This window comes from Streptomyces sp. NPDC005302, assembly GCF_040607345.1.
GTDB lineage: Bacteria > Actinomycetota > Actinomycetes > Streptomycetales > Streptomycetaceae > Streptomyces.
In genome coordinates this window covers 159,457-186,057 of the sequence record NZ_JBEXGN010000003.1, presented here as the reverse complement: position 1 = coordinate 186,057, position 26,601 = coordinate 159,457, and the positions used below count along the sequence as shown (strand labels likewise).

Annotated in this window: 20 protein-coding genes; 5 read left to right on the top strand and 15 right to left on the bottom strand. The window is 71.9% G+C overall.

Features of this window, described 5'->3' with window-relative positions; all coding sequences use genetic code 11:
• Positions 1-3 precede the first annotated feature (3 nt).
• From ABZT74_RS05375 to ABZT74_RS05360, 4 genes are all read right to left on the bottom strand, one after another.
• Positions 4-1,041: a 2-dehydropantoate 2-reductase N-terminal domain-containing protein gene (locus ABZT74_RS05375; protein WP_356433466.1), complete on the bottom strand. Its 1,038-nt coding sequence runs from the start codon at positions 1,039-1,041 to the stop codon at positions 4-6.
• Positions 1,042-1,094: 53 nt separating this feature from the next.
• A complete protein-coding gene (locus ABZT74_RS05370; RefSeq protein ID WP_355869178.1) occupies positions 1,095-1,466 on the bottom strand; it encodes a nuclear transport factor 2 family protein in 372 nt (123 codons plus the stop codon).
• Positions 1,459-2,007: a DUF1697 domain-containing protein gene (locus ABZT74_RS05365; RefSeq protein ID WP_356433465.1), complete on the bottom strand. Its 549-nt coding sequence runs from the start codon at positions 2,005-2,007 to the stop codon at positions 1,459-1,461. The genes ABZT74_RS05370 and ABZT74_RS05365 overlap by 8 nt, the downstream gene beginning before the upstream one ends.
• A gap of 64 nt (positions 2,008-2,071) precedes the next feature.
• Positions 2,072-3,277, bottom strand: a complete 1,206-nt coding sequence (locus tag ABZT74_RS05360; protein WP_356433464.1) for a S8 family serine peptidase — start codon at positions 3,275-3,277, stop codon at positions 2,072-2,074.
• Between the two features lie 441 nt (positions 3,278-3,718).
• On the opposite strand from ABZT74_RS05360, the gene ABZT74_RS05355 reads away from it, so the two are divergent.
• Complete coding sequence (locus tag ABZT74_RS05355; protein WP_356433463.1) at positions 3,719-6,001, top strand: MMPL family transporter; 2,283 nt, start codon at positions 3,719-3,721, stop codon at positions 5,999-6,001.
• A 110-nt stretch (positions 6,002-6,111) separates the two neighbouring features.
• Here ABZT74_RS05355 and ABZT74_RS05350 read toward each other — a convergent pair whose 3' ends face one another.
• The 5 genes from ABZT74_RS05350 to ABZT74_RS05330 form a co-directional block, all read right to left on the bottom strand.
• Positions 6,112-7,122 (bottom strand): CDP-alcohol phosphatidyltransferase family protein, encoded by a 1,011-nt coding sequence (locus ABZT74_RS05350; protein ID WP_356433462.1) that lies wholly within the window; start codon positions 7,120-7,122, stop codon positions 6,112-6,114.
• Between the two features lie 304 nt (positions 7,123-7,426).
• The gene (gene mgt, locus ABZT74_RS05345; RefSeq protein ID WP_356433461.1) at positions 7,427-8,620 is read right to left on the bottom strand and encodes a macrolide-inactivating glycosyltransferase; all 1,194 of its coding nucleotides are present in this window, start codon (positions 8,618-8,620) and stop codon (positions 7,427-7,429) included.
• A 55-nt stretch (positions 8,621-8,675) separates the two neighbouring features.
• A complete protein-coding gene (locus ABZT74_RS05340; protein ID WP_356433460.1) occupies positions 8,676-9,956 on the bottom strand; it encodes a sugar ABC transporter substrate-binding protein in 1,281 nt (426 codons plus the stop codon).
• Entirely contained in the window at positions 9,956-10,789 is an 834-nt protein-coding gene (locus ABZT74_RS05335; RefSeq protein ID WP_356433459.1) for a carbohydrate ABC transporter permease, read from the bottom strand. Before ABZT74_RS05335 ends, ABZT74_RS05340 begins: the two co-directional genes overlap by 1 nt.
• Positions 10,786-11,724, bottom strand: a complete 939-nt coding sequence (locus ABZT74_RS05330; RefSeq protein WP_356433458.1) for a sugar ABC transporter permease — start codon at positions 11,722-11,724, stop codon at positions 10,786-10,788. Before ABZT74_RS05330 ends, ABZT74_RS05335 begins: the two co-directional genes overlap by 4 nt.
• Positions 11,725-11,926: 202 nt before the next feature.
• On the opposite strand from ABZT74_RS05330, the gene ABZT74_RS05325 reads away from it, so the two are divergent.
• Positions 11,927-12,790: an aminoglycoside phosphotransferase family protein gene (locus tag ABZT74_RS05325; RefSeq protein WP_356433457.1), complete on the top strand. Its 864-nt coding sequence runs from the start codon at positions 11,927-11,929 to the stop codon at positions 12,788-12,790.
• A gap of 57 nt (positions 12,791-12,847) precedes the next feature.
• Here the strand turns inward: ABZT74_RS05325 and ABZT74_RS05320 are convergent, their stop codons facing one another.
• The 4 genes from ABZT74_RS05320 to ABZT74_RS05305 form a co-directional block, all read right to left on the bottom strand.
• Positions 12,848-13,570, bottom strand: coding sequence for a 3'-5' exonuclease (locus ABZT74_RS05320; protein ID WP_356433456.1), 723 nt, complete (start codon positions 13,568-13,570; stop codon positions 12,848-12,850).
• Between the two features lie 133 nt (positions 13,571-13,703).
• Entirely contained in the window at positions 13,704-14,942 is a 1,239-nt protein-coding gene (locus ABZT74_RS05315; protein ID WP_355869145.1) for an SAV2148 family HEPN domain-containing protein, read from the bottom strand.
• Between the two features lie 119 nt (positions 14,943-15,061).
• The gene (locus tag ABZT74_RS05310; protein ID WP_356165161.1) at positions 15,062-16,378 is read right to left on the bottom strand and encodes a copper amine oxidase; all 1,317 of its coding nucleotides are present in this window, start codon (positions 16,376-16,378) and stop codon (positions 15,062-15,064) included.
• A 64-nt stretch (positions 16,379-16,442) separates the two neighbouring features.
• The gene (locus ABZT74_RS05305; RefSeq protein ID WP_356165158.1) at positions 16,443-17,261 is read right to left on the bottom strand and encodes a Tat pathway signal sequence domain protein; all 819 of its coding nucleotides are present in this window, start codon (positions 17,259-17,261) and stop codon (positions 16,443-16,445) included.
• A gap of 179 nt (positions 17,262-17,440) precedes the next feature.
• Between ABZT74_RS05305 and glgX the strand changes: the two genes are divergently transcribed.
• Both glgX and treY read left to right on the top strand, forming a co-directional pair.
• Complete coding sequence (glgX, locus tag ABZT74_RS05300; RefSeq protein ID WP_355869136.1) at positions 17,441-19,549, top strand: glycogen debranching protein GlgX; 2,109 nt, start codon at positions 17,441-17,443, stop codon at positions 19,547-19,549.
• A 174-nt stretch (positions 19,550-19,723) separates the two neighbouring features.
• Complete coding sequence (treY, locus tag ABZT74_RS05295; RefSeq protein ID WP_356433455.1) at positions 19,724-22,192, top strand: malto-oligosyltrehalose synthase; 2,469 nt, start codon at positions 19,724-19,726, stop codon at positions 22,190-22,192.
• Here the strand turns inward: treY and ABZT74_RS05290 are convergent.
• Positions 22,089-23,249: a cytochrome P450 gene (locus ABZT74_RS05290; RefSeq protein ID WP_356433454.1), complete on the bottom strand. Its 1,161-nt coding sequence runs from the start codon at positions 23,247-23,249 to the stop codon at positions 22,089-22,091. The genes treY and ABZT74_RS05290 overlap by 104 nt on opposite strands.
• Before the next feature lie 529 nt (positions 23,250-23,778).
• Here ABZT74_RS05290 and ABZT74_RS05285 point away from each other — a divergent pair.
• Entirely contained in the window at positions 23,779-25,029 is a 1,251-nt protein-coding gene (locus ABZT74_RS05285) for a M14 family zinc carboxypeptidase (protein ID WP_356433453.1), read from the top strand.
• A 48-nt stretch (positions 25,030-25,077) separates the two neighbouring features.
• On the opposite strand, the gene ABZT74_RS05280 is transcribed toward ABZT74_RS05285, so the two are convergent.
• Positions 25,078-26,409, bottom strand: a complete 1,332-nt coding sequence (locus ABZT74_RS05280) for a M14 family zinc carboxypeptidase (RefSeq protein WP_356433452.1) — start codon at positions 26,407-26,409, stop codon at positions 25,078-25,080.
• Positions 26,410-26,601: the final 192 nt, after the last annotated feature.

Sequence of the window (26,601 nt, the reverse complement as noted above, 5' to 3'; positions counted from 1 at the left end):
ACGCTAGGGACGCGGCGGCGGGTCCTCTTGAACAAACGCGACAGCCTCGTCGGCGAGGCGGACCAGTTCCGTCACCGGCATCGACCCCGCGGGCCGACGTTCACGGGCGAAGGTGTTCGCCAGCCTCTGGAGCAGGTCGTTGAGCGGGGTCGGTACGCCGTGCAGCCGGCCCAGCAGGGCGATCTCACCGTTGAGGTAGTCGGCCTCGATGGTGCCGGTGCCGCGGTCGAGGGACTGCCAGGAGGAACCGCCACGGCGCGGGGAGCCGTCGAAGGGCTTGAAGGTGATCTTGTCGGCGCGGGCCCGGCTCTGCTCCTCGTCACCCGCGTACGCGATCCCGGCGGCGTCCAGGACCGCGGCGCCCTCCGCCCGTACCCGGGTGAACAGCTCCAGCCCCTCCTCGCCGCCGAGGACGCCACTGACCGCCTCGATCGCGTTGGCGAGGTTGCCGAGGAGCTTGGCGTACTGCCAGCGCGCCACGTCGGGCACGACCGGCGCCTCGAAGTGCGCCGTCTCCAGGTCGGCGGCGATCCGGCGCAGCGTGTCGTCGGTGCCGTCCGGATACCGGCCGAGGTGCAGGATGCCGGTGAGCGGGGTGCCGGCGGCCGCGACGGTGCCCGGTTCGACGAAGGTGGCGGGCAGCCAGACGCAGACGCCGTACACCCGGTGGAAGCGGCGCAGCGCGAGACGCCCGCTCTCCACGCCGTTCTGCGCGCACACGACCGGGAGCCGTTCCGCGGCCGAGCCGCCGCCCCGCACGGGGGCGGCCCCCCAGTCCCTGAGCGCGGCCTCGCCGTCCTGGGTCTTGACGGTGAGCACGAGCACGTCGTCGGGGCGCAGTTCGCCGAGTTCGGCCGGTCCCTCCACGGCGCGGAGCCGGTGGACGCGTGGGCCCTCGGGTGTCACGAGCCGCAGGCCGTCGGCGCGCAGCGCCGTGAGGTGGGCTCCCCGTGCGACGAGAACGACCTCGTGCCCGGCCTCGGCCAGCCGTCCGCCGATGGCCCCGCCGACCGCTCCCGCCCCGATGATGATGTAGCGCATACGACGAGCCTCGCACAGAAGGGTGTAGCGGCCACCCGGAATGCCGCGACCGGTCAGGCCTCGGTGGCGCCGAAGGGGGTGCCCTGGTGGAAGTAGAGCAGCCAGCCGTCGCCGGACCGCCGCCACAGCGAACTACGGTGCGCGCGGCGGCCGTTGTTGTCGGTGTCGAACGTCAGGTGCACGAGGTCCGCGGCGAGCTGGACGCCCTTCATGCGCGAGGTGGTGCTGTGGCCGCCGGTCTCCGTCTCGGCGCCCAGCGCCGCGATGATCGAGGCGCGGTCCCAGATGTGGCCGGACGAGCCGAACTCGTAGAAGTCGGGATGCAGCAGCGTGCCGACGAGGTCGGCGGAGCGGCGGACCTCGGGGTCGAGCAGGCGCAGTTCGCCCTCGACGGCGGCCTCGACGGCGGGGTTGCGCTCAGACACCGGTCAGCTCCTCCAGTTTGACGACGGTGTTCCAGTTCCGGGTGGTGGCGAGCACACCCTTGAGCAGCCGGGGTCTGGCCAGCGCGTCCGCGAGCCGGGAACGGCCGAGGCCGTCGGGCGCGTACAGGTACAGGGCGCGGTCGCCGAGGCGGAACTCCTCGGGGAGGAAGGCCGCGGGCTCGACGGAGGCGAAGCATTCGGCGTCGACGGGGTCCGAGAAGTAGGTGACGTGCACCTGCTTGGCCTCCAGCTCGGCGGCCGGGAACGGGCACGCCTCCCGTACGGCCTTCAGATAGCGGTGGTCGCGGACGAGGACGCCGACGCCGAACCCGAACCGCTCCTCGATGGCCGTGGACAGTTCGGCGGCGAGGCTCTCCTCGTCACCGTGCGCGCTGCTGAACGCGGCGTTCCCGCTCTGCAGATACGTACGGACGTCGCCGTGGCCGAGACCTTCCAGCAGGGTGCGCAGCTCGGCCATCGGCACCTTCTTCGCGCCGCCCACATTGATGCCGCGCAACAGCGCCGCGTACGTCGTCGTCATCCGCACACCATAAAGCGGCCGTCGTGCCCCGTGGGGGTGGGCACGACGGCCGCGGTCCATGGGGCTACTCGACGACCTTCAGGACTTTGTTGGGCGTACCTGAACTCGGGTTGGAGATCTTGTCGGCGGTGGCGCCGCCGGTGAGCGCGGCGGAGACCTGGGCGGGTGTGGCGTCCGGGTGACCGGCGAGGTAGACGGCGGCGGCGCCGGTGACGTGCGGCGTGGCCATCGAGGTGCCGGAGATGGTGTTGGTGGCCGAGTCGGAGGTGTTCCAGTCGGAGGTGATGGCCGAACCGGGCGCGTAGATGTCCACGCCCTTGCCGAAGTTGGAGAAGTCCGACTGCCGGTCGTCCTTGGTGGAGGAGGCGACCGTGATGGCCTCGGGGACGCGGGCCGGGGAGCTGGTGCTCGCGTCGGCGGATTCGTTGCCGGCGGCGACGGCGAAGGTGACGCCGGAAGCGACGGCCTTGGTCACGGCCGCGTCGAGGGCCTCGTCCACGCCGCCTCCGAGCGACATGTTGGCGACCGAGGGACCGGAGTGGTGCCGGGTGACCCAGTCGATTCCGGCGACGACCTGCTCGGTGGTGCCGGAGCCGGAGTCGTCGAGGACGCGGACCGCGACGATCTTCGCCTTCTTGGCGACGCCGTGCTCGGTGCCGGCGATGGTGCCCGCGACGTGCGTGCCGTGGCCGTTGCCGTCGTTCGCGTCGTCGTCGTTGTCGATCGCGTCGAAGCCGGAGGAGGCGCGGCCGCCGAAGTCCTGGTGGCCGACACGGACGCCGGTGTCGATGACGTACGCGGTGACGCCCTCGCCCGCCGCGTCGGGGTAGGTGTACTTGGCGTCGCCGGCGGTGGCGCTCTGGTCGATGCGGTCCAGGCCCCAGGACGGCGGGTCGTCCTGGGTGGCGTCGATGTGGAACTTCTTGTTCTGCACGACCTTCGCGACGGACGGGTCGGCGGCCAGCCGCTTGGCCTCGGTCTCCGAAAGGCCGGACGCGGAGAAGCCGTTGACGGCCGAGGCGTAGGCGCGTCCGAGGGCGCCTCCGTACTCCTTCGCGAGGTCCTGCTCGGCGTCCCTGCTGGTCTTGTCGTCGAGCAGAACGATGTAGCTGCCGGAGACGGCGCCCTTGGCGTCGAGTCCGTACACCTTGCCCTCGGCCGGGGTGGCGGCGCCGGCCGTGGAGGCCATCACGGTCACGCCGGCGACGGTGGCCGCGGTGGCTATGGCCGCGGTCAGCCTCGTCCTGCGGGCACGCTGGTGAGTTGCCATGAAGAGGGGTCTCCTCGTGGTGTTCGTGGGGGGATGTGTGGGGGGTTCGTGGCGGTGTCGCCGCATGCGGCAGCACCGCTACGCCCCGCCGGGAAACGGAAGTTACCCGGCGGTTGGCACGAAACCCTGGCCGATCGGCCCGCACAGATCAACACCTTCATGCAGCTGTGACTTAATCAACAAGGTTTCGAAATGACAAAAGGGTCCCGCTTCGACACATCGGACACGGCCGTCCCGACCCTGACCCGCGTCCCCTAGAACTGCCTTTACGTGTAAGGGGCTTGCTCCTCCGCAGTGCGGAGGGTGCCGGGGTCCGCGGGGAGGAGACGACGGGTCCGCGCCTCACCGGGCAGCACGACGAGACGCCCCGCCGCGGCCCATACCGTCGTGGTGGAAGGTGACGGCAGGGGCTGTCACCGTGCACAAGGGGGCTGGCCCGTCATGGGAAACGGACACACACGGGTGCGGGGCATCGCCGCCCGGGCAGGCGGCTGGAGCGCCCGGCACCGATGGGCGGCCGTCGGGATCTGGGTGCTGTTCGTCGTCCTGGCGATGGGCCTCGGCTCGGCGGCGGGCCGTGTCGACGTCAACGAGAGCGACCAGCTCAAGGGCGAGACGCACACCGCGGCCAAGATCATCGAGGATGCCGGCATCGAGGAGCCGGCCAGCGAGTCGGTGCTGGTGCAGGCGAAGGACGCGGCCGGCAGGGCCACGGACTCCGACTTCAGGAGCGCGGTCGCCGCTGTCGTCAAGGCCGTTGACGCCACCGGAAAGGTCACCGACGTGACCTCGCCGTACGACACGGGGACGGTCTCGAAGGACGGCCGCAGCGCGCTCGTGCAGTTCGACATGCGCGGCGACTCCGACACGGCGGGAGAGCGCGTCGAACCCGTGCTGAACGCCGTCGAGGGCGTCCGGAAGGACCACGCGGGGCTGCGGATCGAGGAGATCGGCGGCGCGAGCATGATGAAGCAGTACGACGACGCGTTCGGCGACGACTTCCAGAAGGCCGAGCTGTCCGCCGTACCGGTGGCGCTGGGCATCCTGCTCATCGCGTTCGGCGCACTGGTGGCGGCGCTGCTCCCGGTCGCGCTCGCGGTCACCGCCATCATCGCGACGATGGGCCTCATGGGCGTCGTCAGCCATCTGATGCCGATGAGCGACACGGCCAACTCCGTGATGCTGCTGGTGGGTCTGGCCGTCGGCGTCGACTACTGCCTGTTCTACCTGCGGCGCGAGCGCGAGGAGCGCGAGGCCGGCCGGGACGCCGCGACCGCCCTGCGGATCGCCGCCGCGACCAGTGGCCGCGCCATCATCGTCTCGGGTGTCACGGTGTGCGTGGCGATGGCGGGCATGCTCTTCACCGGCCTCGCGGAGTTCGAGGCGATGGGCCTGGCCTCGCTGATGGTCGTCGCGGTCGCCATGGTCGGCTCGGTCACCGTGCTGCCCGCGCTGCTCTCCCTCCTCGGCGAGCGCGTCGAGAAGGGCCGCGTGCCGTTCCTGCACCGGGCCAAGCGACGCGACGCGAACGGAGGCCGGACGAACCGGCGTCCGGCCGCGGAGGGCAGCCGGTTCTGGGGCGCGGTCCTGCGGGTCGTGCTCGCCAGGCCCGCGATATCCCTCATGGTCGCGACGGGCGCCCTGCTCGCCATCGCGGCTCCGGCCCTCGGCATGAAGACCCAGCAGCTCACCCTGGACCAGGAGTTCGGTGACTCGCTGCCGATCGTGGGCACCTACAACCGCGTGAACGACGCCTTCCCCGGCGGCTCCGAGCCCGCCGAGGTGGTCGTCAAGGCGCGGAACATCAACGCGGGCGACGTGAAGGCGGCGCTCGCCGACTTCCGCGAGCGGGCGGTCAGTTCGGGCGCCTCACGCGGACCGGTCGACATCAAGGTGCACGCAGACCACAACGTGGCCTTCGTCTACGTACCGCTGGTCGGCGGCTCCGACCAGGACAAGGCGGCGAAGAGCCTTCAGCTGCTGCGGGACACGGTACGTCCCGAGACGCTCGGCAAGGTCGAGGGCGTCCAGGCGCCGATCACCGGACAGGTCGCGGGATCGCACGACTTCAACGACCAGCTGATCGGCTCGGTGACCCCGGTCTTCGCCTTCGTGGTCGTCTTCGCCTTCCTGCTGATGCTCGTCTCCTTCCGTTCGCTGACCATCGCGATCACCTCGATCGTGCTCAACCTGCTGTCGGTGGCCGCCGCGTACGGAATCCTGGTCGCCGTCTTCCAGCACGGCTGGGGCGCCTCCCTGGTGGGCGCGGAGGGGGTCGGCGCCATCGTGGCCTGGCTGCCGCTGTTCCTCTTCGTGATCCTCTTCGGGCTCTCGATGGACTACCACGTGTTCGTGGTCTCCCGGATCCGTGAGGCGCGGCTACGGGGCCGTGACACCAAGGACGCGATCCGGCACGGGGTGGTCACCACGGCGGGCGTGGTCACCAGCGCCGCCGTCATCATGGTCGCCGTCTTCGCGATCTTCGGGACCCTGTCCATGCAGTCCATGAAGCAGATGGGCGTGGGCCTGGCGGCCGCCGTGCTCATCGACGCGACGATCATTCGGGGTGTCCTGCTCCCCGCGGTGATGGCGCTGCTCGGCGAGCACAACTGGTACCTGCCGAAGTGGCTGAACCGGATGCCCGACCTGACCCACGACGAGGCGGCCGAGGCGGTCGCACCGACCCCGCCGGCGGCCGTGGAGGGCGAGCGGGTGGGAGCCTGACAAAGAGTCGGCCCCCGTCGGCGATGCCGCCGGGGGCCGGTCGGATCGGGTGGCCGGGGCGCGTGTCCGCCCCGGCCACCTCGCCGTCCCGCCGCGAGGGCGAGGAGGGCTCAGGCGGCCTTGGCCACCGAGTCGCGCTCGAAGGAGTCGATCGTGCGCGTGAAGTCCCGGGTGGACAGCAGCAGTTTGTAGATGATGGCGAGTTCGAAGACGAGAAGCAGCACTCCGGAGACGATCGTCGCCCCCATGACGGAGTCGATCAGCGGGCCGATCATGAAGACGCCCATCTGGAATTCGATACCGCTCACCAGGTGGGCGCGAATCCGATGCCGCAGCAGGTACGACCGCAGTCGCAGATATGCCGGGAACCGCCGGCGGAACTCCTGCTGGAGGTCGATGACACGGGCCGGGGCGACGGGCATCACGCCCACCGGCGCCTCCGCCTCGATCTCCGCCGCGTTCTCCACCGCGTTGCGCGTCGCGGCGGCTTCCTCGGCCCTCGTCATGTCCTGCTCGATGTCGGCCTCGGGGTTGTCGCGCAGCAGGTCCTCCATGAAGCTCAGTTCGGCCTGGTTCTCCGCGCGGCGCGCCTCCCGCATCCTCGACTTGATCTGCTTCCGCATCGAGTGGCGGATCTTGAAGATCTCCAGGGAGTTGATGTAGCGCAGGGTGTCGAGGCCGACGACGGCGAGCGCCAGCCAGATGTACAGCGTCTCCCCCGTGCGCTCGTACTGGCCGCCCATCAGCGCGATCGCGCACACGGCCACCCGGATACGGTCGAAGACGAAGTCCAGCCAGGCGCCGAACACCGAGCTCTGACCGGTCAGCCGGGCGAGCTTGCCGTCCATGCAGTCGAAGATGAAGCTCACGTGGTAGATGACCGCGCCCGCGACGAGCCAGCGCCAGTCACCGAGCGCGAAGCAGGCCGCCGAGGCCAGCCCGAGGAGGAAGGCGCCCCAGGTGATCTGGTTCGGCGTGACCCTCGTCCGCAGCGCGAGCTGCCGCACCAGAGGCGTGGCGACCGGATCGACGAGCAGCACCGTCCACCAGGCGTCGCGCTTCTTCTCCGTGATGCGGCGTACCTCGGCGAGGTCCGGTATGTCTCGGCGTGTGGATCGCATGGGTCAACTTCCTGGTGTTCGACTGGAATTAACCTCACGCTAGGAATCCCCTTACCAAAGTCGCAAGATCCGCTCCGTGCAACCTTTTGGAAGGGGTAACGGTCTCTTTGATTACCGGGTCGATGGATAGGCTCGGTGAGCGCCGCGTTACCTGAGCGTTACACAAATGCCCGGCCGTTATCCGATGCGCGCCAGGACTTCACCGTTCGCGCGCAACCATGACGCGGCGGCACCGAAAGACCCCTGGACGGTGACATTCCGGCGGTCTTTCCGTACGGCCGCGGCGCCTTGCCCTCCCGCCGGCTCAGCCGCGCAGTCGCGCCTCGATGAGATCCGCCGCCCCGCGGGTGCCGCCTTCCTTCGCCATCCGCTCCTGGATCTCCTCGAGCCGCCGCGCCACCTCGGGGTCGTCGGCGACCGCGAGGACCGCTTCCCGCAGCGCCGCGGCCGACGCCTCGGCCGTCGACAGGTGGCGGGCGACGCCGAGCGCCTGGAGCATGTCGGCGTTGCCGAACTGGTCGGCCGCCTGCGGTACGGCGACCATCGGCGTGGCGGTGGCGAGGCCCTCCTGGCTGCCGCCGGCGCCCGCGTGGGTGATGAACGCGTCGGCCTGCCGCAGGACGGACAGCTGCGGCACCCAGGAGTGCACCTCCACATTGCCGGGCAGCTCGCCCAGCTCCGCGGGATCGACGAACTTGCCGATCTGCAGGACGACATGCCAGTCCGGCAGGTCGGCGAACGCCTCCACGCACGCGCGGTAGAACGCGGGCTGCTTGGTGAAGCTGGACCCCAGGGACACGAGCAGCACCCGCCCGGCACCGGCGGGCCGCCGCCACTCGCCCTGCGCGGCGCGGTCGCCCTGGCAGGCGCCGACGAAGGTGTAGCGCTCCTCGTCGACCCGGTCGGCGTTGGGCTGCAGGGCCCGCGGGATGAGCACGAGGCAGCGGTCGGGGCGGCCCATGAAGTCCTCGACGCTCAGGTCCATGCCGTTCCCCGCGATCCAGCCGGCGAAGGTCTCGTAGAAGGCCTTGCCGCGCGGGGTCTGCTTGAGCGGCTCGAACAGGGGCTTGCCGACCTCCTCGTCGTAGCCCTCCCAGGCCACCATGCTCGGCGAGAGCTGCACGAGGGGGACACCCCAGCGGTGGGCGAGCACGCGGGCCGGGTAGGCGGTGATGTCGTACAGCACGAGGTCCGGCTCGTCGCCCGCGTACGCCGCGGCGAGCTGCGGTTCGGCCTGGAGGGCGTCGGCGAGGAACGGCTCGATGTTGTCGATCAGTTCGGTCCCCCACGCGTCCGGGTCGTCGTCGGTGGGCAGGGTCGAGTCCCAGAGCTTCGGTTCGGCGCCGGTCTCGGCCACCTTGCCGGCGAAGGCGGGCGGGATCGCGTACGTGACCCGGTGGCCGCGGGCGACGAGTTCCCTGATCACCTCGATGCTCGGGTTCACATGGCCGTGCGCGGCGATGGAGAACATGGCGATATGGGCAGGTCGACTGGTCATGCGTCGACCATAAGCGAGACGATACGTCTCGTCCACTCATTAACGCCGGCCGGCCTCAGCGCTGGTAGCGGGCCAGCACCAGGTTCCCGTCCCTCTCCAGACGCTCGCGCAGCTCACGCAGGCCGATCGCGCCGCTGTAGTACTCCTGGAACGCGGGGGTCGCCACCTTGTCCTTCCACTCCGGATAGCCGCGCACGGACTGGGCGGGCGCGGGGCGCAGCCGGTCCGCGAGCGCGGTGCCGGTGGCCCAGTCGTTCTTGGCGGTGTGCAGGGCCGGATCGCGCAGCGCCTGTGTCCCGGTGGGCAGCATCCAGTCGCCGAGGGCGAGCCGCACCATGTTCTTCGGCCGCAGCAGGAAGTCGAGGAACGCCGCGGCCTCCTTCTTGTGCGGACTGTCCTCGGCGATCGAGAGGGTCTGCGGGCTGACACCCTGGGTGAGCCCGTCCGCTCCGGCCGGCGCGGGCAGCACCTGCCAGTCGAAGCCCTTCGGGGCCTGCTGCGCGATCTGCTGGCGGTAGGAGAAGCCGAGGGGGACCATCGCGTACTTGCCGCCGAAGAAGCCGGGCAGCGTGTCGGACCCGCCCATGCCGAGCGTGGCGCCCGACGCGCTGTGGTCCGTCGCCACCGTGTCGCGCACGGTCCGCGGCACCACGGCGTCGGCGTCCCCGAAGCGCACGGTCACCTTGCCGTCCGCTCCCCGGTGGAACAGCCTGCCGCCCGCCGACAGGGAGAGGTTGAGCGTCGCCGAGACCGGTTCCTTCAGCGGCCACGCGACGCCGTACGTACCCTTCGCGCTGAGCTTCCTCCCCACCGAGCGGAACTCGCCCCAGCTCCAGGGCCGGTCCGGGGTGGGAACACGCACGCCGGACGCCTTCAGCAGGCGGGAGTTGGCGACGAGGACACGCGGCTCCTGGAGGAAGGGCACGCCGTAGACCCCGTCACCGAAAGTCGCGGCCTCCCAACTCCGCCGCGGGATGTCCGACTTCAGCCGGGACGGCAGCAGTTCGCGCAGGTCGGCGAGGTAGCCGCCGTACGCGAAGTCCGCGAGATCGTCCGAGGCGTCGTGGATGATGTCCGGGGCCTCGCCGCCCTCGAAGGAGGTCAGCAGCTGGTCGTGGATGCTGTCCCAACTGCCCTGCACGTACTCGACCTTGATACCGGGGTGGCTCGCGTTCCACTCCTTCACCAGCTCCTTGTTGGCGGTGACGGAGTCCTGCTGCCAGGCGAGGGACTGGAAGCGCAGGATGATCACGCCGTGCGCCTCGCCGCCGCCGTCCGTGCAGGCGGTGAGGAGCAGGCCGAGGACGGCGAGGACCGTCAGAAACCGTGTCCGCATCAGCTCTTCACCGCCCCGGCGAGCATGCCGCCCGTGATCCGCTTCTGGATGAGCGCGAACACCACCAGGGACGGCAGTGTCGCGAGGAACGCCGCCGCGGCCAGCGGTCCGAGGTCCGCGACACCCTCCGCGCCGATGAAGTGCGTGAGGACGACCGGGAGGGTCTGCTTCTCCGGGGTCTTGAGAAGGACCAGCGCGAAGAAGAACTCGTTCCAGGCGCTGATGAACGCGAACAGCGCGGTCGCCACGATGCCCGGCGCCAGCAGCGGGGCGGTGACGGACACCAGCGTGCGCACTGTGCCAGCCCCGTCGACCGCGGCCGCCTCCTCCAGCTCGGCGGGTACCGCCCGTACGTACCCGACGAGCATCCACAGCGCGAACGGCAGCGCCCACACCACGTACACCATGACCAGCCCGGTCATCGAGTCGATCAGCCGCAGGTTCTTGAGCACGAGGAACAGCGGGATGATCACCAGGACGAAGGGGAAGGCCTGGCTGACCACGACCCACCCGGTGGCCGCCTTCGCGAGCGGGGTGCGGTGCCGGGCGATGACGTAGGCCATCGGCGTCGCGATCACCACGGCGATCAGGGACGCGCCGAGGGCCGCGGTGAGGGAGTTGGCCGCCGCGCGCAGCAGCGGCTGCTCGTCGAAGGCCTGCCGGAAGTTGGCGAGCGTCGGGTCGCGGGGGATCCATGTGGGGTGCAGACTCGCCAGCTCCCGGGCCGGTTTGAAGGCGGTGGAGATCAGCCAGAGGAAGGGAAAGGCGAGAAAGACGAGATAGCAGAGCAGTGCCGCGTACTGCCCTGCCCGGGCTCCTGCGCGGGTCCTCATCGGTCGTCGCCTCCCCTGAGCGTAGCCACGAGCCGCACGGCGAGGATCACCGAGATCACCGCGACCATCACGCAGCCCATCGCCGCCGCGTACCCGAACTGCCCGTAGCGGAAGGCCTCTTCGTAGGCGAAGAGCATCGGCAGCCGCGTCCGGCCGCCCGGACCGCCGTTGGTCAGCACGTAGACCAGCGCGAACGAGTTGAAGTTCCAGATGAAGTTGAGCGCGGTGATCGCGAGGGCGACCGGTCGCAGCGCGGGCCAGGTGACCGTCAGGAAGCGGCGCCAGGCGCCCGCGCCGTCCATCGCGGCCGCCTCGTGCAGTTCACGCGGGGTGTTCTGCAGTCCGGCGAGCAGGGCGACCGTCGTCTGCGGCATGCCCGCCCAGACACCGACGACGACGACCGCGGGCAGCGCCGTACCGAGTCCGCTCAGCCAGTCCCGGCCGTCACCGAGACCGAGGTCGCGCAGGGTCTCGTTGAGGATGCCCGCGTCCGGGTTGTAGACGAGCCGCCACATGATGCCGACGACGACCTCGGGCATGGCCCAGGGGATGATCGCGAGGGCGCGGGCCAGCCGGCGCAGTCTCAGGTCCTGGCTGAGCAGCAGGGCCAGTCCGAGCGCGAGGAGGAACTGCGGGACGGTCACTCCGACCGCCCACACGAGCCCGATCCGGAACGACTCCCAGAACAGGGTGTCGTGCCACAGGTCCTGGAAGTTCAGCCCGCCCACCCAGCGCGTGGGAGCCGTCCGTCCGGACTGGGAGTCGGTGAACGCCAGCCCGATCCCGTACAGCAGCGGTCCGACGCTGAGCACCAGGATGGGGATCAGCGCGGGCAGCACCAGGAACCAGGCGCTGTGATCGGCGCGCCCGCCGTCCCGGCCCGGGGCGCGCGGCGCTCCCCGCGCCGAGCGCTCCGCCCTGGCCGTCAAGGTCAAGTGACTCAGCTCCTTCGGGCGGCTCTTGGGGTCCGGCCGTCCCGGCGGCCCCCGTCATGGTCGTGAAGGCGCTGTGGGTCGTCAAGACACCGTGCACCTGGTCCGACCTGTGGCAATGCGACACTGGCGGACGGATGGCGTGAACCCGACGCCGTGACGAGCGGGAGCGCGCGGGCCGCGCGCGAGGACACGGAGGCGAGCGATGGACGAGGCACGGGCGCGGGACGTACTGGCCGCGGCGGACGTACTGCCGGGGCCGGCGCGGGACGCGACGCTCCTCGCCCTCGGCGAGAACGCGGTGTTCGCCGCCGGCGACCTGGTCGTGAAGGTGGGCCGGGACGCGGAACTCCTCGACCGCGCACGGCGGGAACTGGACATCGCCGGCTGGCTGGCCGCGTCGGACGTTCCCGCGGTGCGGGCCGCCGAGCCCGCGCCGCTGCTGGTCGACGGGCACCCGGTGACGGTGTGGCACCGGCTGCCCGATGCCGTACGCCCCGCCGAGCCCCGTGATCTGGCCGAACTGCTGCGGATCGTGCACGCGCTGCCCGCCCCCGGCTTCGCCCTGCCGCCCCGGGAACTCCTCGGCGGTGTGGAGCGGTGGCTGCGGCTGGCGGGCGACGCGATCGACCCCGCGGACGCCGCGTACCTGCGGGAGCGGCGGGACGGTTTCGCCTCGGCCGCCGCGGCGCTCACCCCGCAGCTGCCGCCGGGCCCGATCCACGGCGACGCGCTGCCGCGCAACGTCCATGCCGGCCCGAACGGTCCGGTGCTGGTCGACCTGGAGACCTTCTCCGCCGATCTGCGCGAGCACGACCTGGTGGTCATGGCGCTCTCCCGCGACCGCTACGGACTCGCGGCCGAGGCGTACGACGCGTTCACCGAGACCTACGGCTGGGACGTCCGGGCGTGGGAGGGCTGCTCGGTGCTGCGGGGCGCCCGGGAGACCGCCAGTTGCGCCTGGGTCGCCCAGCACGCGCCGGCCAACCCCAGGGCACGGGCCGAGTTCGAACGCCGGGTCGCTTCACTGCGGGACGGCGACGAAACCGTCCGCTGGTACCCCTTCTGACCCGCACGCCGGAGCCCTTGACGGGTGGCGCGGGGCAGGACGGGCGGGCGGTCCGGCTCAGACGTGTTCGTCGGCCAGGTCGCGCAGCGGCCAGGTCCCGTCCACCACGGCGTCGGCCTCGCCCTTGCGGCGCAGGAAGCTCTGGAAGTCGGCGGCCCACGCCGCGTACCACTCGATCTGGCTGCGGTGCAGTTCGGCGGGGCCGAGGGACGCCACCTTGGGGTGGCGGCCGGCTATCGCGCCGGCGAGCCGGGCGGCGGCGAGCGCGTCGGCCGAGGCGTCGTGCGCGGTGTCCAGGGCCACGCCGTACTCGGTGCAGACGGCTTCGAGGTTGCGCTTGCCCCGGCGGTACCGGTCGACGGAGCGGTCGATCGTGTACGGGTCGATGACCGGCGCCGGGTCGCTGCCGCCGAGCCGGTCGCGCAGCGACGGCAGTCCGTGGCGCCGCAGTTCGGCGGAGAGCAGCGTGAGGTCGAAGGCGGCGTTGTACGCGACGACGGGGACGCCCGTCTTCCAGTAGCCGGTGAGGACGTCGGCGAGCGCTTCGGCGACCTCGTCGGCGGGCCGGCCCTCCGCGGCCGCCCGCTCGTTCGTGATCCCGTGCACGGCCACCGCGTCGGCCGGGATCTCCACGCCCGGATCGGCCAGCCACTCGCGGCGCCCTCTCGGCTCGCCGTCCCTGACCTCGATCACGGCAGCCGTGACGATGCGCGCCTCGCGCGGATCGGTCCCGGTCGTCTCCAGGTCGAAGCCGATCAGCAGCTCCCGGTGCCAGCTCATGGGTGGCCCCCCTTCTTCGTGGTGCTTTCCCCCAGTGGTCTCCACAATCGCACGGGCCACTGACAATCCGGGGACCGCGTTCCGCTCGGCGCCGGACGGGTGCGGGCGGGGCGGGTGCGCCAGGTGGGCCCTTTCAGGACACGGGCCGCGAATCCGCCCAAGCCGTCTCGAACTCCTCGCGATACGTCGGGAAGAGACCCTCTTCGTCCTTGTCGTCCGGTTTGACCGTGCGGCTGCCGCCCCGGAGTACGAGCACCGGCGCCTCCATGCCGCGCGTACGGCGCAGGTACGACTGCACGACCGCGATGCCGTCCGAGCCGTCCCCGTCCACGAGGTAGGCGGTGAAGCGGGGGGTCTCGTCGAAGACCTGGATCTCGAAGGCGTCCGGGTCACGCAGCTTGGACCGCACCCGCCGCATGTGCAGGATGTTCATCTCGACGGCGCGGCTCAACTCGCCGCGCTTGATACCGAGTTCACGCTCCCGCCGCTTCACAGCGCTGGAGGCGGGGTTCAGGAACAGCAGACGGACCCGGCAGCCGGACTCGGCGAGGCGGACGAGCCTGCGTCCGGAGAAGTTCTGCACCAGCAGGTTCAGCCCGATGCCGATCGCGTCGAGCCGGCGGGCGCCCCCGAAGAGGTCCTCGGCGGGGAACTGCCGCAGCAGCCGTACGCGGTCGGAGTGGACACCGACGACGTCCGCGTACCGGTCGCCGACGAGTTCCTCGACGGCGTCGACGGGCAGCCGGCGCGCGGACGGCACGTCGCTGCCGGCGCCGAGGATCTCCAGGAGCTTCCCGGCGGCCCGCTCCGCCTGGCCGAGGACCGCCTCGGACAGGGCGCGGTTGCGCGAGACGACGTTCCGGGTCACTTCCAGTTCGTCCAGGGCGAGTTCGACGTCGCGGCGCTCGTCGAAGTACGGCTCGAAGCAGGGCCAGTGCTGCACCATCAGCTCGCGCAGCTGCGGCAGGGTGAGGAAGCTCAGCACGTTGTCGTCGGCCGGGTCGAGCAAGTACCCCTTGCGGCGGCTGACTTCGCGAACGGCGACCGCGCGCTGCACCCACTCCTGTCCGGCGGGTCCCGCGGCGGCGACCACCCAGTCGTCGCCGTGGACGGGTTCGTAGATGGGGCGCAGGACAGCGGCCACGACCGCGCGCAGCCGCTGTTCGACGAGGTTCAGCCAGATGTAGGCGCGGCCGGCCCGCTGCGCGCGGGTGCGCACCTCGCGCCAGGCGTCGGCGCCCCAGTCCAGTTCCGGTCCAATGGATCCCATCTCCATCGGCCGTGCCAGTGACACCGCGCCGGGTGGGACATCTGTGGAGTTCCCCTCGTGACCCTCGTCACCAGGAGGCAGCTCCAGCCCTCCCGAGCCCACCCGCGCACCGCCTTCCGCTCCCCCGAGCAATCCCCAGGGGCCAGGCCCCAATCAACGATCAAGGAAGGGTACTCCGGGAGCGGTCGGCGGTGCAGCCCGATGGACAGGCTGTTTCCCAACTACCGCGGTTCCACTTGCCCGTTCTGGTTCGCCAGCTCCGGCGGAGTGAGCGGATTCATAGCGGTGACGTCCCGCGGGGCGATGGAGAAGCCCTGCCAGTGGACCGGCATGGGCTGCTGGTCCTCGTCGCGGGCGATGTGGTGGAAGCCCACGTTGACCCAGACCACGGGGTGGGTGAGGGTCTGCCCGCCGACCCACTTGTCGACGGACTTGCCGTGCCCGGCACCGCAGTTGCGCAGGTTGTCGCTGGCGAACTGCTCGCACTTGTTGTACTCGGTGAAGTAGACGTCGTGCTGGGTGAAGGTGCGGCCGAGGTACTTGGTCGTCGCGCCCGGGATCAGCTCGTAGGAGCGGGCGTGGTTGTCCTTGTTCTTGCCGGAGTTGCTGACGACACGCCACCAGCGCGAGTTCTTGGCGTCGCCCGCGAGTTCCTTGGTGACCTTCGTGAGGGTGGTCTTCTTGCTGGGCGCCTCGCCTCCGCGCGCGGGCGGACTGACCGTGGAGTCGTACTGCTCGACCTTGGCCTTGGAGGAGCCGTCGAGGCCGAAGTTGAGCCGCCAGAAGACGTTGTGGCTGTGGCTCGTGGCGTAGTCCTTGGCGCCCTTGCCGAGCGGCCAGCCGCGGCCGTCGCCCGCGTCGTAGTCACCGGGCGAGAGACTGCCGGTGGCGCCGACGTTCATGTTGACGGTGCCGTCGTCCTGGAAGCGCCACTCGGTGATGTACTCGTACCAGCCGACCTTGTTGACGGTGTAGACGAGCAGGTCCTTGCCCTGCTTCTGGAAGACCTTGTTCCCGGTGTCGGCCTGCATCCGGTAGGCGTGGCCGCGTGAACGGGTCGTGGTGCACAGCCCCTTGACGTTCGCGTGCTGCGGGTCCCAGGCCTCGGGGACCTTGACCGTCTTGATGGTGCCGCCCGGGCACTCGGTGGGGGCCATGCCCATCAGGCCCTGGCCGAAGCCGGCGCCCGTCAGGTCGCTGTACTCGACCGAGCCGTCGTCGTAGGGGACGTCGATCTGGGCGAGCTTGGCGGTGCTGAGGACCTTGATCGGTGCCGCTTCGCCGGGAGGCTGGTAGGAGATGTCCTCCAGGACGAGCCCGGCCTCGCTCTCGTAGTGCCAGCACATCCGCCAGGTGGTGCCGGTGGCGAGCTTCTGCTCGATCCGGTAGGCGGCGCTGCAGTCGGGGGCCGGTGCCGGGGCTGCCTTGGGCTGGGCGACGGCCGGTCCCGCCGCCGTCGCGGCGCCGGCGGCCAGGGCGAGCACCGAGAGGCCCGCCGCCGCCCGGCTGCGGGCACGGCTGTTTCTGTTGACGCGCATGAGGAAGTGACTCCTTGCGGAAAGCGGTGAAGGTGGGAAGGAAGAAGGGGTGGGCAGCCGGCGGTCAGCCGAGCTTGCCGACCTTGCGGGCGCTCAGGTCGATCACCAGGTCACGGCTGTCGATCCAGGGCCCGTTCTTGACCTTCGGGAAGAGCCGCACGCACCGGTGCACGCCGCAGGCGTCCAGGACCGCGGGCTGCGCGCCGGGCGTGGCGCGGTAGACCATGCTGTTCAGGATGAGCTGGCCGGACGAGGTCAGGTCCTTGCCGGTCGCGTCCTTGTAGTCGGCCTTCAGGCCCGCGGCGAGCGGATCGGCGATCAGCAGGTCGGCGGCCTCGGTCATCTCGGCGCGGCTGATCGGCGGCTGCACGTCGTGCTGGACGCCCGTGTGCTCGACCTTCCCGGTGTCGAGGTTGACCGTCCGGGTGACGAGCGTGTCGTCCTTGTAGTCGTAGAAGGAGACGTCGGCGCGCCGCGGCGCGTTCGGGTCGTCCAGTTCGGACGTCTCCGGTTCGGTGAGGTCGATACCGAGGCGCTGCGGTCCGCGCGCCCCCTCGACGTTCTCGCTGGAGTCGAAGAGCTGCCGGCTCACCGCGATGCGCTCGACACGCTTCATCTCGTCGTCGGTCAGCGGGTCACGTCCGGTGCCCTTCTCCCCCTGGGCCGGCGCCTGCTCGACGACACCGGGCAGTACCGCGCCGTCCGGTGCCTGTCCCTGCTCCGCGGCCTGCTCGGCGGTTCCCCCGCCTCCCTTGCCCCCACCGGTGTCGTCGGCCCCCGCCGAGCCCGGAAGGGTGATCCCGATCATCACGGCCGTACCGGCCACCGCGATGGCCGCGCCCGCCACCACCTTGCCCAGATGGCGGTGCACTGTCCTGCGCACATTTCCCCCTACTCCCCCTGTGTTTCCAGGAGTCGTTCGAAGCCCCACTGGTTCGGCATACGAGGTATGCCTGGTCGCGGGGTAAGAGGGATGTAAGTCATTGGAGGTTCCATCACTTTCGGGGAGACTCGACTCGCACTCGCCCCCAGGGGCACGGCACTACTGGAAGAGTCATATCCATGCAGGTCTGGCCTGGTGAGGCATATCCACTCGGTGCCACGTACGACGGTGCCGGTACCAATTTCGCGGTCTTCTCGGAGGCCGCCGACCGTATTGAGCTGTGTCTTCTGGACGACGACGGCTCGGAGACGGCCGTGGAGCTGCGGGAGACGGACGCGTTCGTCCGGCACGCGTATCTGCCCGGCGTCATGCCCGGGCAGCGGTACGGCTTCCGGGTGCACGGGCGGTACGCGCCCGAGAGCGGCCAGCGCGCCAATTCCGCGAAGCTGCTGCTCGATCCGTACGCGAAGGCGATCTCCGGCGCCATCAAGTGGGGCGAGGAGGTGTACAGCTATCCGTTCGGGTCGCCCGACAAGCGCAACGACCTGGACTCCGCCCCCCACATGATGTCGTCCGTCGTGGTGAATCCGTACTTCGACTGGGGCGACGACCGGCGCCCCCGGACGGAGTACCACCACACCGTGCTCTACGAGGCCCACGTCAAGGGCCTCACGATGCGTCATCCGGCGCTTCCCGACGAACTGCGCGGCACGTACGCGGCCCTCGCCCACCCGGCGATCATCGAACACCTGACGGAACTGGGCGTCACGGCACTGGAGCTGATGCCCGTACACCAGTTCGTGAACGACCACCGTCTGGTCGACATGGGCCTCAACAACTACTGGGGCTACAACACCATCGGCTTCTTCGCCCCGCACAACGCGTACGCGTCCTGGGGCGACCGCGGCCAGCAGGTCCTGGAGTTCAAGTCGGCCGTCCGGGCCCTGCACGAGGCGAACATCGAGGTCATCCTCGACGTGGTCTACAACCACACGGCCGAGGGCAACCACCTGGGCCCCACGCTGTCCTTCCGGGGCCTGGACAACGCCTCGTACTACCGGCTGGCGGACGACCCCCGCTACTACATGGACACCACGGGCACCGGCAACTCGCTGCTCATGCGCTCCCCGCACGTGCTCCAGCTCATCATGGACTCGCTGCGGTACTGGGTCACCGAGATGCACGTGGACGGCTTCCGCTTCGACCTGGCGGCCACCCTGGCCCGCCAATTCCACGAGGTGGACCGGCTGTCGTCGTTCTTCGACCTCGTCCAGCAGGACCCGGTGGTCTCCCAGGTGAAGCTGATCGCCGAACCCTGGGACGTCGGCGAGGGCGGCTACCAGGTGGGCAACTTCCCGCCGCTGTGGACCGAGTGGAACGGCAAGTACCGCGACACCGTACGGGACATGTGGCGCGGTGAGCCGCGCACGCTCGCCGAGTTCGCCGGGCGGCTGACCGGCTCCTCCGACCTCTACCAGGACGACGGGCGGCGGCCCCTCGCCTCCATCAACTTCGTCACCTGCCACGACGGCTTCACCCTGAACGACCTCGTCTCCTACAACGACAAGCACAACGACGCCAACGGGGAGGAGAACCGCGACGGCGAGAGCCACAACCGTTCGTGGAACTGCGGCGCCGAGGGCGAGACGGACGACGAGGGCGTCCTGGCGCTGCGCGGCCGGCAGCGGCGCAACTTCATCGCCACCCTGATGCTCTCCCAGGGCGTGCCGATGCTCAGCCACGGGGACGAGTTCGCCCGCTCCCAGGGCGGCAACAACAACGCGTACTGCCAGGACAGCGAGCTGGCCTGGGTGCCGTGGCCCGAGGAGGACTGCGAACTCCTCGACTTCACGCGCGCGATGGTGTGGCTGCGCCGCGACCACCCCGTCTTCCGGCGGCGGCGCTTCTTCCACGGACGGCCCGTCCAGGGAACCCACGACGAGCTGTCCGACATCGCGTGGTTCACGCCCGAGGGCCAGGAGATGACCGAGCACGACTGGGGTTCCGCGACGGCCCGTGCGCTGTCGGTCTTCCTGAACGGCAACGCGATCTCCGAGCCCGGCCCGCGCGGGGAACGCATCGCCGACGACTCCTTCCTGCTGCTGTTCAACGCCTCACCGAAGTCCCTGGACTTCGTCGTGCCGGTCGACCACGGCCGCCAGTGGCAGGTCGTCGTCGACACCTCCCTCCCCGGGGGCATCGCCTCGGGCGCGGGCGCGAAGGTGGACGCTGGGGACCGGCTGACCCTCGTCGACCGGAGCATGACGGTGCTTCAGCGGCCCGCCTGAGGACAGCCGGGCCACCGGCACCCGACGCGTGCGCCTCCTTCCCGGAGGCGCACGCGTCCGTGCGCGCGTCGACGGCACGGAGGCGTGGCCCGTCCGTGCCCCCGCGGACGCCGTGCGTGCCATATGCCCGCCCCGGGTGACACGAAAGGCGGCGGGGCGGGTACGTAAGTCCCCATGACACCTGAGCGTCCCGAACCGGCGTTGGCGGACTCGGTGGTCCCCGGCCCGGTGCCCCCCGTCGTACCCACCTCCACGTACCGGCTCCAGCTCCAGCCGGAGTTCCCCTTCGCGAGGGCGGAGGCGGCCGTGCCCTACCTGGCCTCGCTCGGCGTCTCGCACCTGCACCTGTCGCCCGTCCTGGAGGCGGTGCCGGGCTCGACACACGGCTACGACGTGGTCGACCACGCGCGCGTGCGGGCCGAACTCGGCGGTGAGCAGAGGCTGCGCTCGCTGGCCCGCACCGCCCGGGAGCACGGCCTCGGCCTCGTCGTCGACATCGTGCCGAACCACATGGCGATGGCCCCGCGCCACAACCGTGCCCTGTGGGAGGTGCTGCGCGAGGGCCCCGAGTCGCCGTACGCGCGGTGGTTCGACATCGACTGGGAGGCCCAGGGCGGCCGGATCCTGCTGCCGGTGCTCGGGGACCGGCTCGGCGCCGAGATCGGCCACCTGAAGGTCGACGGCGACATACTGCGCTACTACGACCACGTGTTCCCGCTGCGCGCGGGCACCGAGAAGCTGCCGATGCCGCAGCTCCTGGACGCCCAGTGGTACCGCCCGGCGTGGTGGCGGCTGGCCCGCACCGAGCTGAACTACCGCCGCTTCTTCAGCATCTCGGAGCTGATCGGGGTGCGGGTCGAGGACCCCGAGGTGTTCACGGCGACGCACGGGAAGATCCTGGAACTGCTCGACGCGGGAGTGGTCGAGGGGCTGCGCATCGACCACCCGGACGGTCTCGCGGACCCGGACGCGTATCTGCGCCGGCTGCACGAGGCGACCGGCGGGCGGTGGACGGTGGTGGAGAAGATCCTCGCGGACGGCGAGCCGCTGCCGGCCGCGTGGCCCGTGGCGGGCACCACCGGGTACGACGCGCTGCACCAGGTCGACGGCCTCTTCGCCGATCCGGCGGGCGCGAGCCGGCTGCTCGGCCGGTACCGGCGGTTCGCGGCACCGCAGGCCGACCGGGGCGGCCACTGGGAGTCGACGGTGCGGAGGGCCGCGTACAAGGTGGTCACGCACGAACTGGCCACGGAGGTCGACCGCCTCACCCGCGTGGTGAGCCGGCTGTGCGCCGCCTCACCCGACCCCGCCCTGCGCGACCATGCCCCCTGGGCGCTCGGCGCCGCGCTGCGCGAACTCCTGGTCCGTCTGGAGGTGTACCGGCCCTACCCGTCCACCGACGCCTCCCTGGTGGTGACCGAGCAGGCCGCCGACGAGGCCAGGGCCGCGTTCACGGTGCCGGAGGAGGCACACGCCGTGGACGTCGTACGGGATCTGGTGCTCGGCCGGGGCGGGGACGGGCCGGAGCAGGCCGAGTTCCGGGCCCGGTTCGCGCAGACGTCGTCGGCTCTGCGGGCCAAGTCCGTGGAGGACACGGCGTTCTACCGCTATGTGCCCCTGCTGTCCGCGAACGAGGTGGGCGGTGATCCGGGCAGGCCCTCGGTGTCCCCGGAGGACTTCCACGCCTATTGCGCGCGTCTCCAGCGCGACTGGCCGGTGTGCGGGACCGTCCTGTCGACCCACGACACCAAGCGCAGCGCCGACGTGCGCGCCGCCGTCTCGGTCCTCTCGCAGTGCCCGGACAGCTGGGCCGACGTCCTGGAGGAGGTGTCCCGCGAGGGTGCCGGGATGCCGGACCCGCAGGTGGCGTGGGCCGCGTGGCAGACGGTGTTCGGCCTCGGTCCCGCGCAGGAGGCGGTCACCGGCGACGCGGCCGGCTCCGCCGCGGCCTACGAGGCGCGGGTCCAGGACGCGCTGATGAAGCACATCCGGGAGGCCGGCACGCACACCGCCTGGACGGAGCGGGACCCCGCCTACGAGGACGCGGTGGCCGCATTCGTGGCGGAGGGGCCGTGCGGGCCTCCCGCGCGGCGCGTGGCCGCCTTCCGCGCCTCGCTGGCACCGCATGTCCGGGCGAACGTCCTCGGGGCCGCCCTGGTCCACCTGACGATGCCCGGAGTGCCGGACGTGTACCAGGGCACGGAGGGCGAGTACCGGGCGCTGGTCGACCCGGACAACCGCGGGGCGTTCGCGCCCCGGGACACCTCCGCGGAGAAGGTGACGCTCACGGTGGCCGCGCTGCGGCTGCGGGCGCGGCGCCCCGACGTCTTCGGTGACGTGGCGACGTACGCGCCGCTGTCCGCCGAGGGTCCAGCTGCCGGGCACTGTCTGGCGTTCGTGCGGTCCGGAGAGGTGATCACGGCCGTCACGCGGCTGTCGCTGCGGCTCGCGGAGGCGGGCGGCTGGGGCGAGACCCGGCTCGCGCTCCCGGAGGGGCGGTGGGCCGACGTGCTCTCCCCCGCAGTTCCGGAGCGGGTGTTCACCGGGCACGCACGCGTGGCGGATCTCTTCGGGCAGTCGCCTGCGGTGCTGCTGGAGCGGGTGGGCCCAGCCGGACCGGCAGGGTCCGGGGCGAGCGGCTGACCAGCCCCTCCGCCGGGGGCCTGTCCCCCGGCACCCGGCGGAGGTGCGGCAGGACGTCGAGCAGGGCCCGCAGTCCGTGCACCGCGGTCAGCCGGGCGAGGGAGGTGCCCGGGCAGAAGTGCCGTCCCGAGCCGTACGCGAGCGCGCCCGGGTCGGCGCGGAAGACGTCGTAGCGGTCGGGGTCCGCGAACCGTTCCGGGTCGCGCCCCGCGGCGCCGAGCAGACAGGCCACGGTGGCGCCCGCGGGAATCGGGCCGATCGCCTCCAGGGCGCGGCGCGGCACCACCTGCAGCGGCGGATCGCGGCGCAGGGACTCGGCCCAGGCGCGGTCCGTCAGCTCGGGGCGTTCCCGGATCGCGTCCAACTGGCGCGGGTGGTCGAGGAGGTCGGCGAGGAACGTGGCGAGGGCCCGTGCCGTGGTGCCGCCGCCCGCGCCCAGCAGGATCCCGGCCACGCCCGTCACGGCCTCGTCGCTGAGCGGCCGCCCGTCCATCCGGGCCGTGCACAGCAGGGACAGCAGGTCGTCGCCTGGCCGGGCGCGACGGCGGGCGATGTGCGGGCCCAGCAGGGCCGCCGGCGCGGGGTGGTGTCCCCCGAGGTGGTCGAGGCCCGCCCGGCACAGGGCGTGCACGCGTGCGGTGGCCTCGTACGGCAGCCCGAGGGCGGAGACGACCGCCGCGGTGGGCAGCCACTGGCAGAACTCGGCCACGAGATCGGCTTCCTGACGGGACGCCAGGCGACGGGCCAGGACGTACGCGGTGCGTTCGACACCGGCGGCCAGGACGGCGGGCGCGCCCTCCTGGAACGCCGGGGACACGAGGGCCCGGTGGGCGTCACGCGCGCCGGAGTCCAGGTGGGCCAGGGCCGGTCCCGGTCCCGGAGCGGCGAGCCGGGGGTCGGCGAGGGCGGCGCGCACATCGGCGTACCGGCTGATCAGCCAGGCGCCGAACGGCTCGTCGTACACCAGCGGGTAGCGGCCCCGCAGGGTGCGGTAGAGCGGGTACGGGTCGCACTCGGTGCCGGGGTCGAGCAGGCTCGGCCCGCCGGTCCAGGACACGCCCGGCATCGGCGGGGGTACGTAGGGGCCCCCGCGCGGCGGAAGGGGGCGGGCCGGCGGCGGGCCCGTCGGCAGGAGCGGGGCGGCTCGCGGCGCGGCCGGGGCGCCTTCGCCGGGAAGGCCGTGTGGACAGAGCACCGCGGGCCTCCATCTCGGGTCTGCGCGCCGGACCCGCGCGCGGGCTGCTCCCAGGTGACCACCGCGTGCCGTGGACCGCAGTCCACGTACGCCCGTACGGGTGAATCGTCTCGCCGGTTCCGCGGGAGGAGGCGTCGCGGGACCGGCCGCGTGCGCGGCTCCTCCGCCCTTCGCCGCGGGCCGTCACCCCGTTCTCCGCAGGCCGGTGGGCCGTTCCGCGCCGGTTCGGGACGGCGCGCGCGTGCGGGACGGGCCGGTCCGCGCGGCCGGCGGGGGCCGCCGCGGGACGAAGTGCCGGCGGGGGCCCTCTGGCGCCGCCCCGTCAAATCCTTGACAGTTCTCCAAGAGCGTGGAGTACTGCCAAAAGCGACGCAGGGCGGACAAGTCGGGGGTGAGTCACCTGCCGGAGTTGCGCTACCCCAGTGTGACCGAAATCGTCACGTCCGCACGGGCGTTGGCGGCCCACCGACCGGACCTGTGCGTCCTCAGGCAGGTGGGCGTCTCCCGCGGGGGAAGACCTCTCCACCTGCTGTCGGTCGGCCACGCGCGGCGCGCGGTCCTGGTCGTCGCGGGCGCCCACGCGAACGAACCGACCGGTGGATCGACGCTGCTGCACCTGGCCGAACGCACGCTGCTCCAGAGGGAGTTGCGCAGGGACACCTCGTGGCATTTCCTGCTCTGCGCGGACCCGGACGGGGCGAGCCTGCATGTGACGCCCGCGCCGCGCACGCTGCTCGAGTACCACCTGGGCTTCTTCCGTCCGGCGGGTCCCGAGCAGCCGGAATGGTCGCCCTCCGTCCTGCCGCCCGACCGGCTGCCGCCGGAGACCCGTGCGCTCACCCGGGTCATCGACGAACTGCGGCCCTACCTCCAGGTGACCCTGCACGGGACAGATCTGGGCGGCAGCTGGGTGCAGTTGACCAAGGACATCCCGGGACTCGCCGAGCCGTTCGCCAAGTCGGCCGCGGAGCTGCACATCCCCGTCGAGACGGCGGCGTCGGACGCGGCGGGCTGGCCCGCCTCCGGGCCCGGGGTGCACGTGATGCCGGCGCCCGGCTCGGACACCGCGTATCCGAGCATGCCGGACGACGCGCGGCACAGCACCTGGTACCACGCCCACCGCTACGGCGGTCTGACCGCGGTGGTGGAGGTGCCGATGTGGGCGAGCGACCTGGTGGACGATCCGGCGCCGCACCCCGATCCCGCCGCGGCACTGCGCCGGCTGGCCCGTCGGCTGCTGACGGACGCGGTGCGGGTGGAGGCGGTGCTCGAGCGGGCCGCACCCCGGCTGCCCGGCCCCGACGGCGCGCTGCTGCGGGCCGCGAAGTGGGCCCTGGAGCTGGTGCCCGGCCTGGCCGGGGACTGGTCGCAGGCTCCCCCGCCGGACACGACGATGGCGTACGTGGGCAGCGTCGACGCGTTCGGCCGGCGCCTTCCGCTGCGGGCCGCGTCGATGCTGCTGCGCGTCCTCCAGGAGACCGACGACGCCGAGGTGCCCCTGCTGGCGGACCTGGTCGCCTCCTGGAGCGACGCCTTCGCCGAGCGGTTCCGGGCGCGCTGGGTGCCGTTGGAGAACCAGGTCGAGCACCAGGCCCGTACGGTCGTCGCGGCGGCCCGGCACGCGCGCGACGACGTGGCCTGACCCTCCGAGACCGGTCGCCCCACGCCCACGCCCACGCCCGCGCCCGGGTCAGTCGCGGCGCACGGGTGCGGTGGGTCGCGGCACCGCGCCCCACCCGGAGTCGCGCGAGGCAGAGCGACCGCGCGGGTGCCGTCCCGCCAGGTCGAACACGGCGAGCACCACACGTGCCTGGTACTCGACCTGGCGGGCGACCGGTATCCAGTACGCGCCGCAGCCGTCGCGGTAGTCGGCGCACCACAGGTCGATGAGCCGGTCGAGCTCGGGCAGGGCACCCCCCGGGTCACGGCCGGTGACGGTCACGAGCTGGTGCAGCAGTCCGGCCGTGCGCAGGGCGACCCGGCGTCCGGCGAGCCGCAGGGCCGTCAGACGGGCGGTGTCGAGGGGCGGCAGGGCGCGCGTCACGGAGTCCCGCACGTCGGGATCCCACGAGTCGGCGATGCCGGGTCCGACCAGTAAATAGTCGTCGACCGGGGCGAGGAGGCGGTCGACCGCGGGGGAGGTGCCGAGGCCGGGCCGCACGCGCGCGAGGAGGCCCTCCAGGTGTTGCGTGTCGCGGCGCAGAGTGTGGCTCACCGAACGCAGGACGGCGTCGGGGTCTGCGGGCCGGGTGGGATCCTCGACGGCGTCCACACCCCACATCGGCGCCTCGACGATCGCGGTCACCGTGCCGTACGGCTGCGGGTGGAACCAGGTGGACTCGACGGCGGCCTCCGTGATGGCGGCGGCGAGGTCGCCGGTGCGCGGCGGCGGGACGCGGTAGACGGCGGGCCCGAGCATCGGCCAGTACAGGGTGTCGTACGGGCCGAGTTCGCGCGGGATGCCGAGGCGGGCGGCGCTGTGCGCGACGCGCTGGGCGAGTCCGGGCAGGTCGCGGGTCAGCTCGACGAAGGCGCCGCCTACGTCGACGCCGTGCAGCGAGCACTGGAGGAAGGGCCGCAGTTCGTCCTGGAGGTCGAGCAGGGTGCGGGTCTCCGGCAGGACGGGGCCGTCCTCGCCCTCGGGCAGCCATTCGGGCTGCTCCAGGAAGCCGGGCCGGAAGAAGTGCCGGAAGTAGTGGCCGAGGGTGTACGGGCCGGACAGCCAGGTCTCGTTGCGACGGGAGCCGTCGGGGTCGAGGCACAGGAGCAGGTTCCAGGTGGCGTCGGCGCCCTCGGTGAGCCGCGGGTCGGCGAGGGCCCGCTCGGCGAGTCGCAGGGCGGTGGCGCCGCCCACGGGTTCGTTGGCGTGCGGTCCGGCGACGACGAGGGCCTGCCGGCTGCCGTGCCCGACGGACAGGAGCCACAGCGGCGCGCCGGCCCGGGAGGTGCCCACGCGGCGCAGCCGGACGTCCTCGGGACGGTGGGCGGCCAGCGCGGCGGCTCGGACGCCGAGTTCGTGCACGGTCGGGTAGCGGCGCAGAGGCGGCAGGACACACCTCCCCTCGCGCGGTGCCGTCGGCTCACCTGGTGTACACGGTGTCCCTACAGTCAGTCACGGGCCATGGTCCACGTCAACACCTCCGCACGCGGCGGATGTTGAGGACACCGCTGCCCGAACGGCCGCCCCGAGCCGACGGGCCGGCGGCCGGAACCG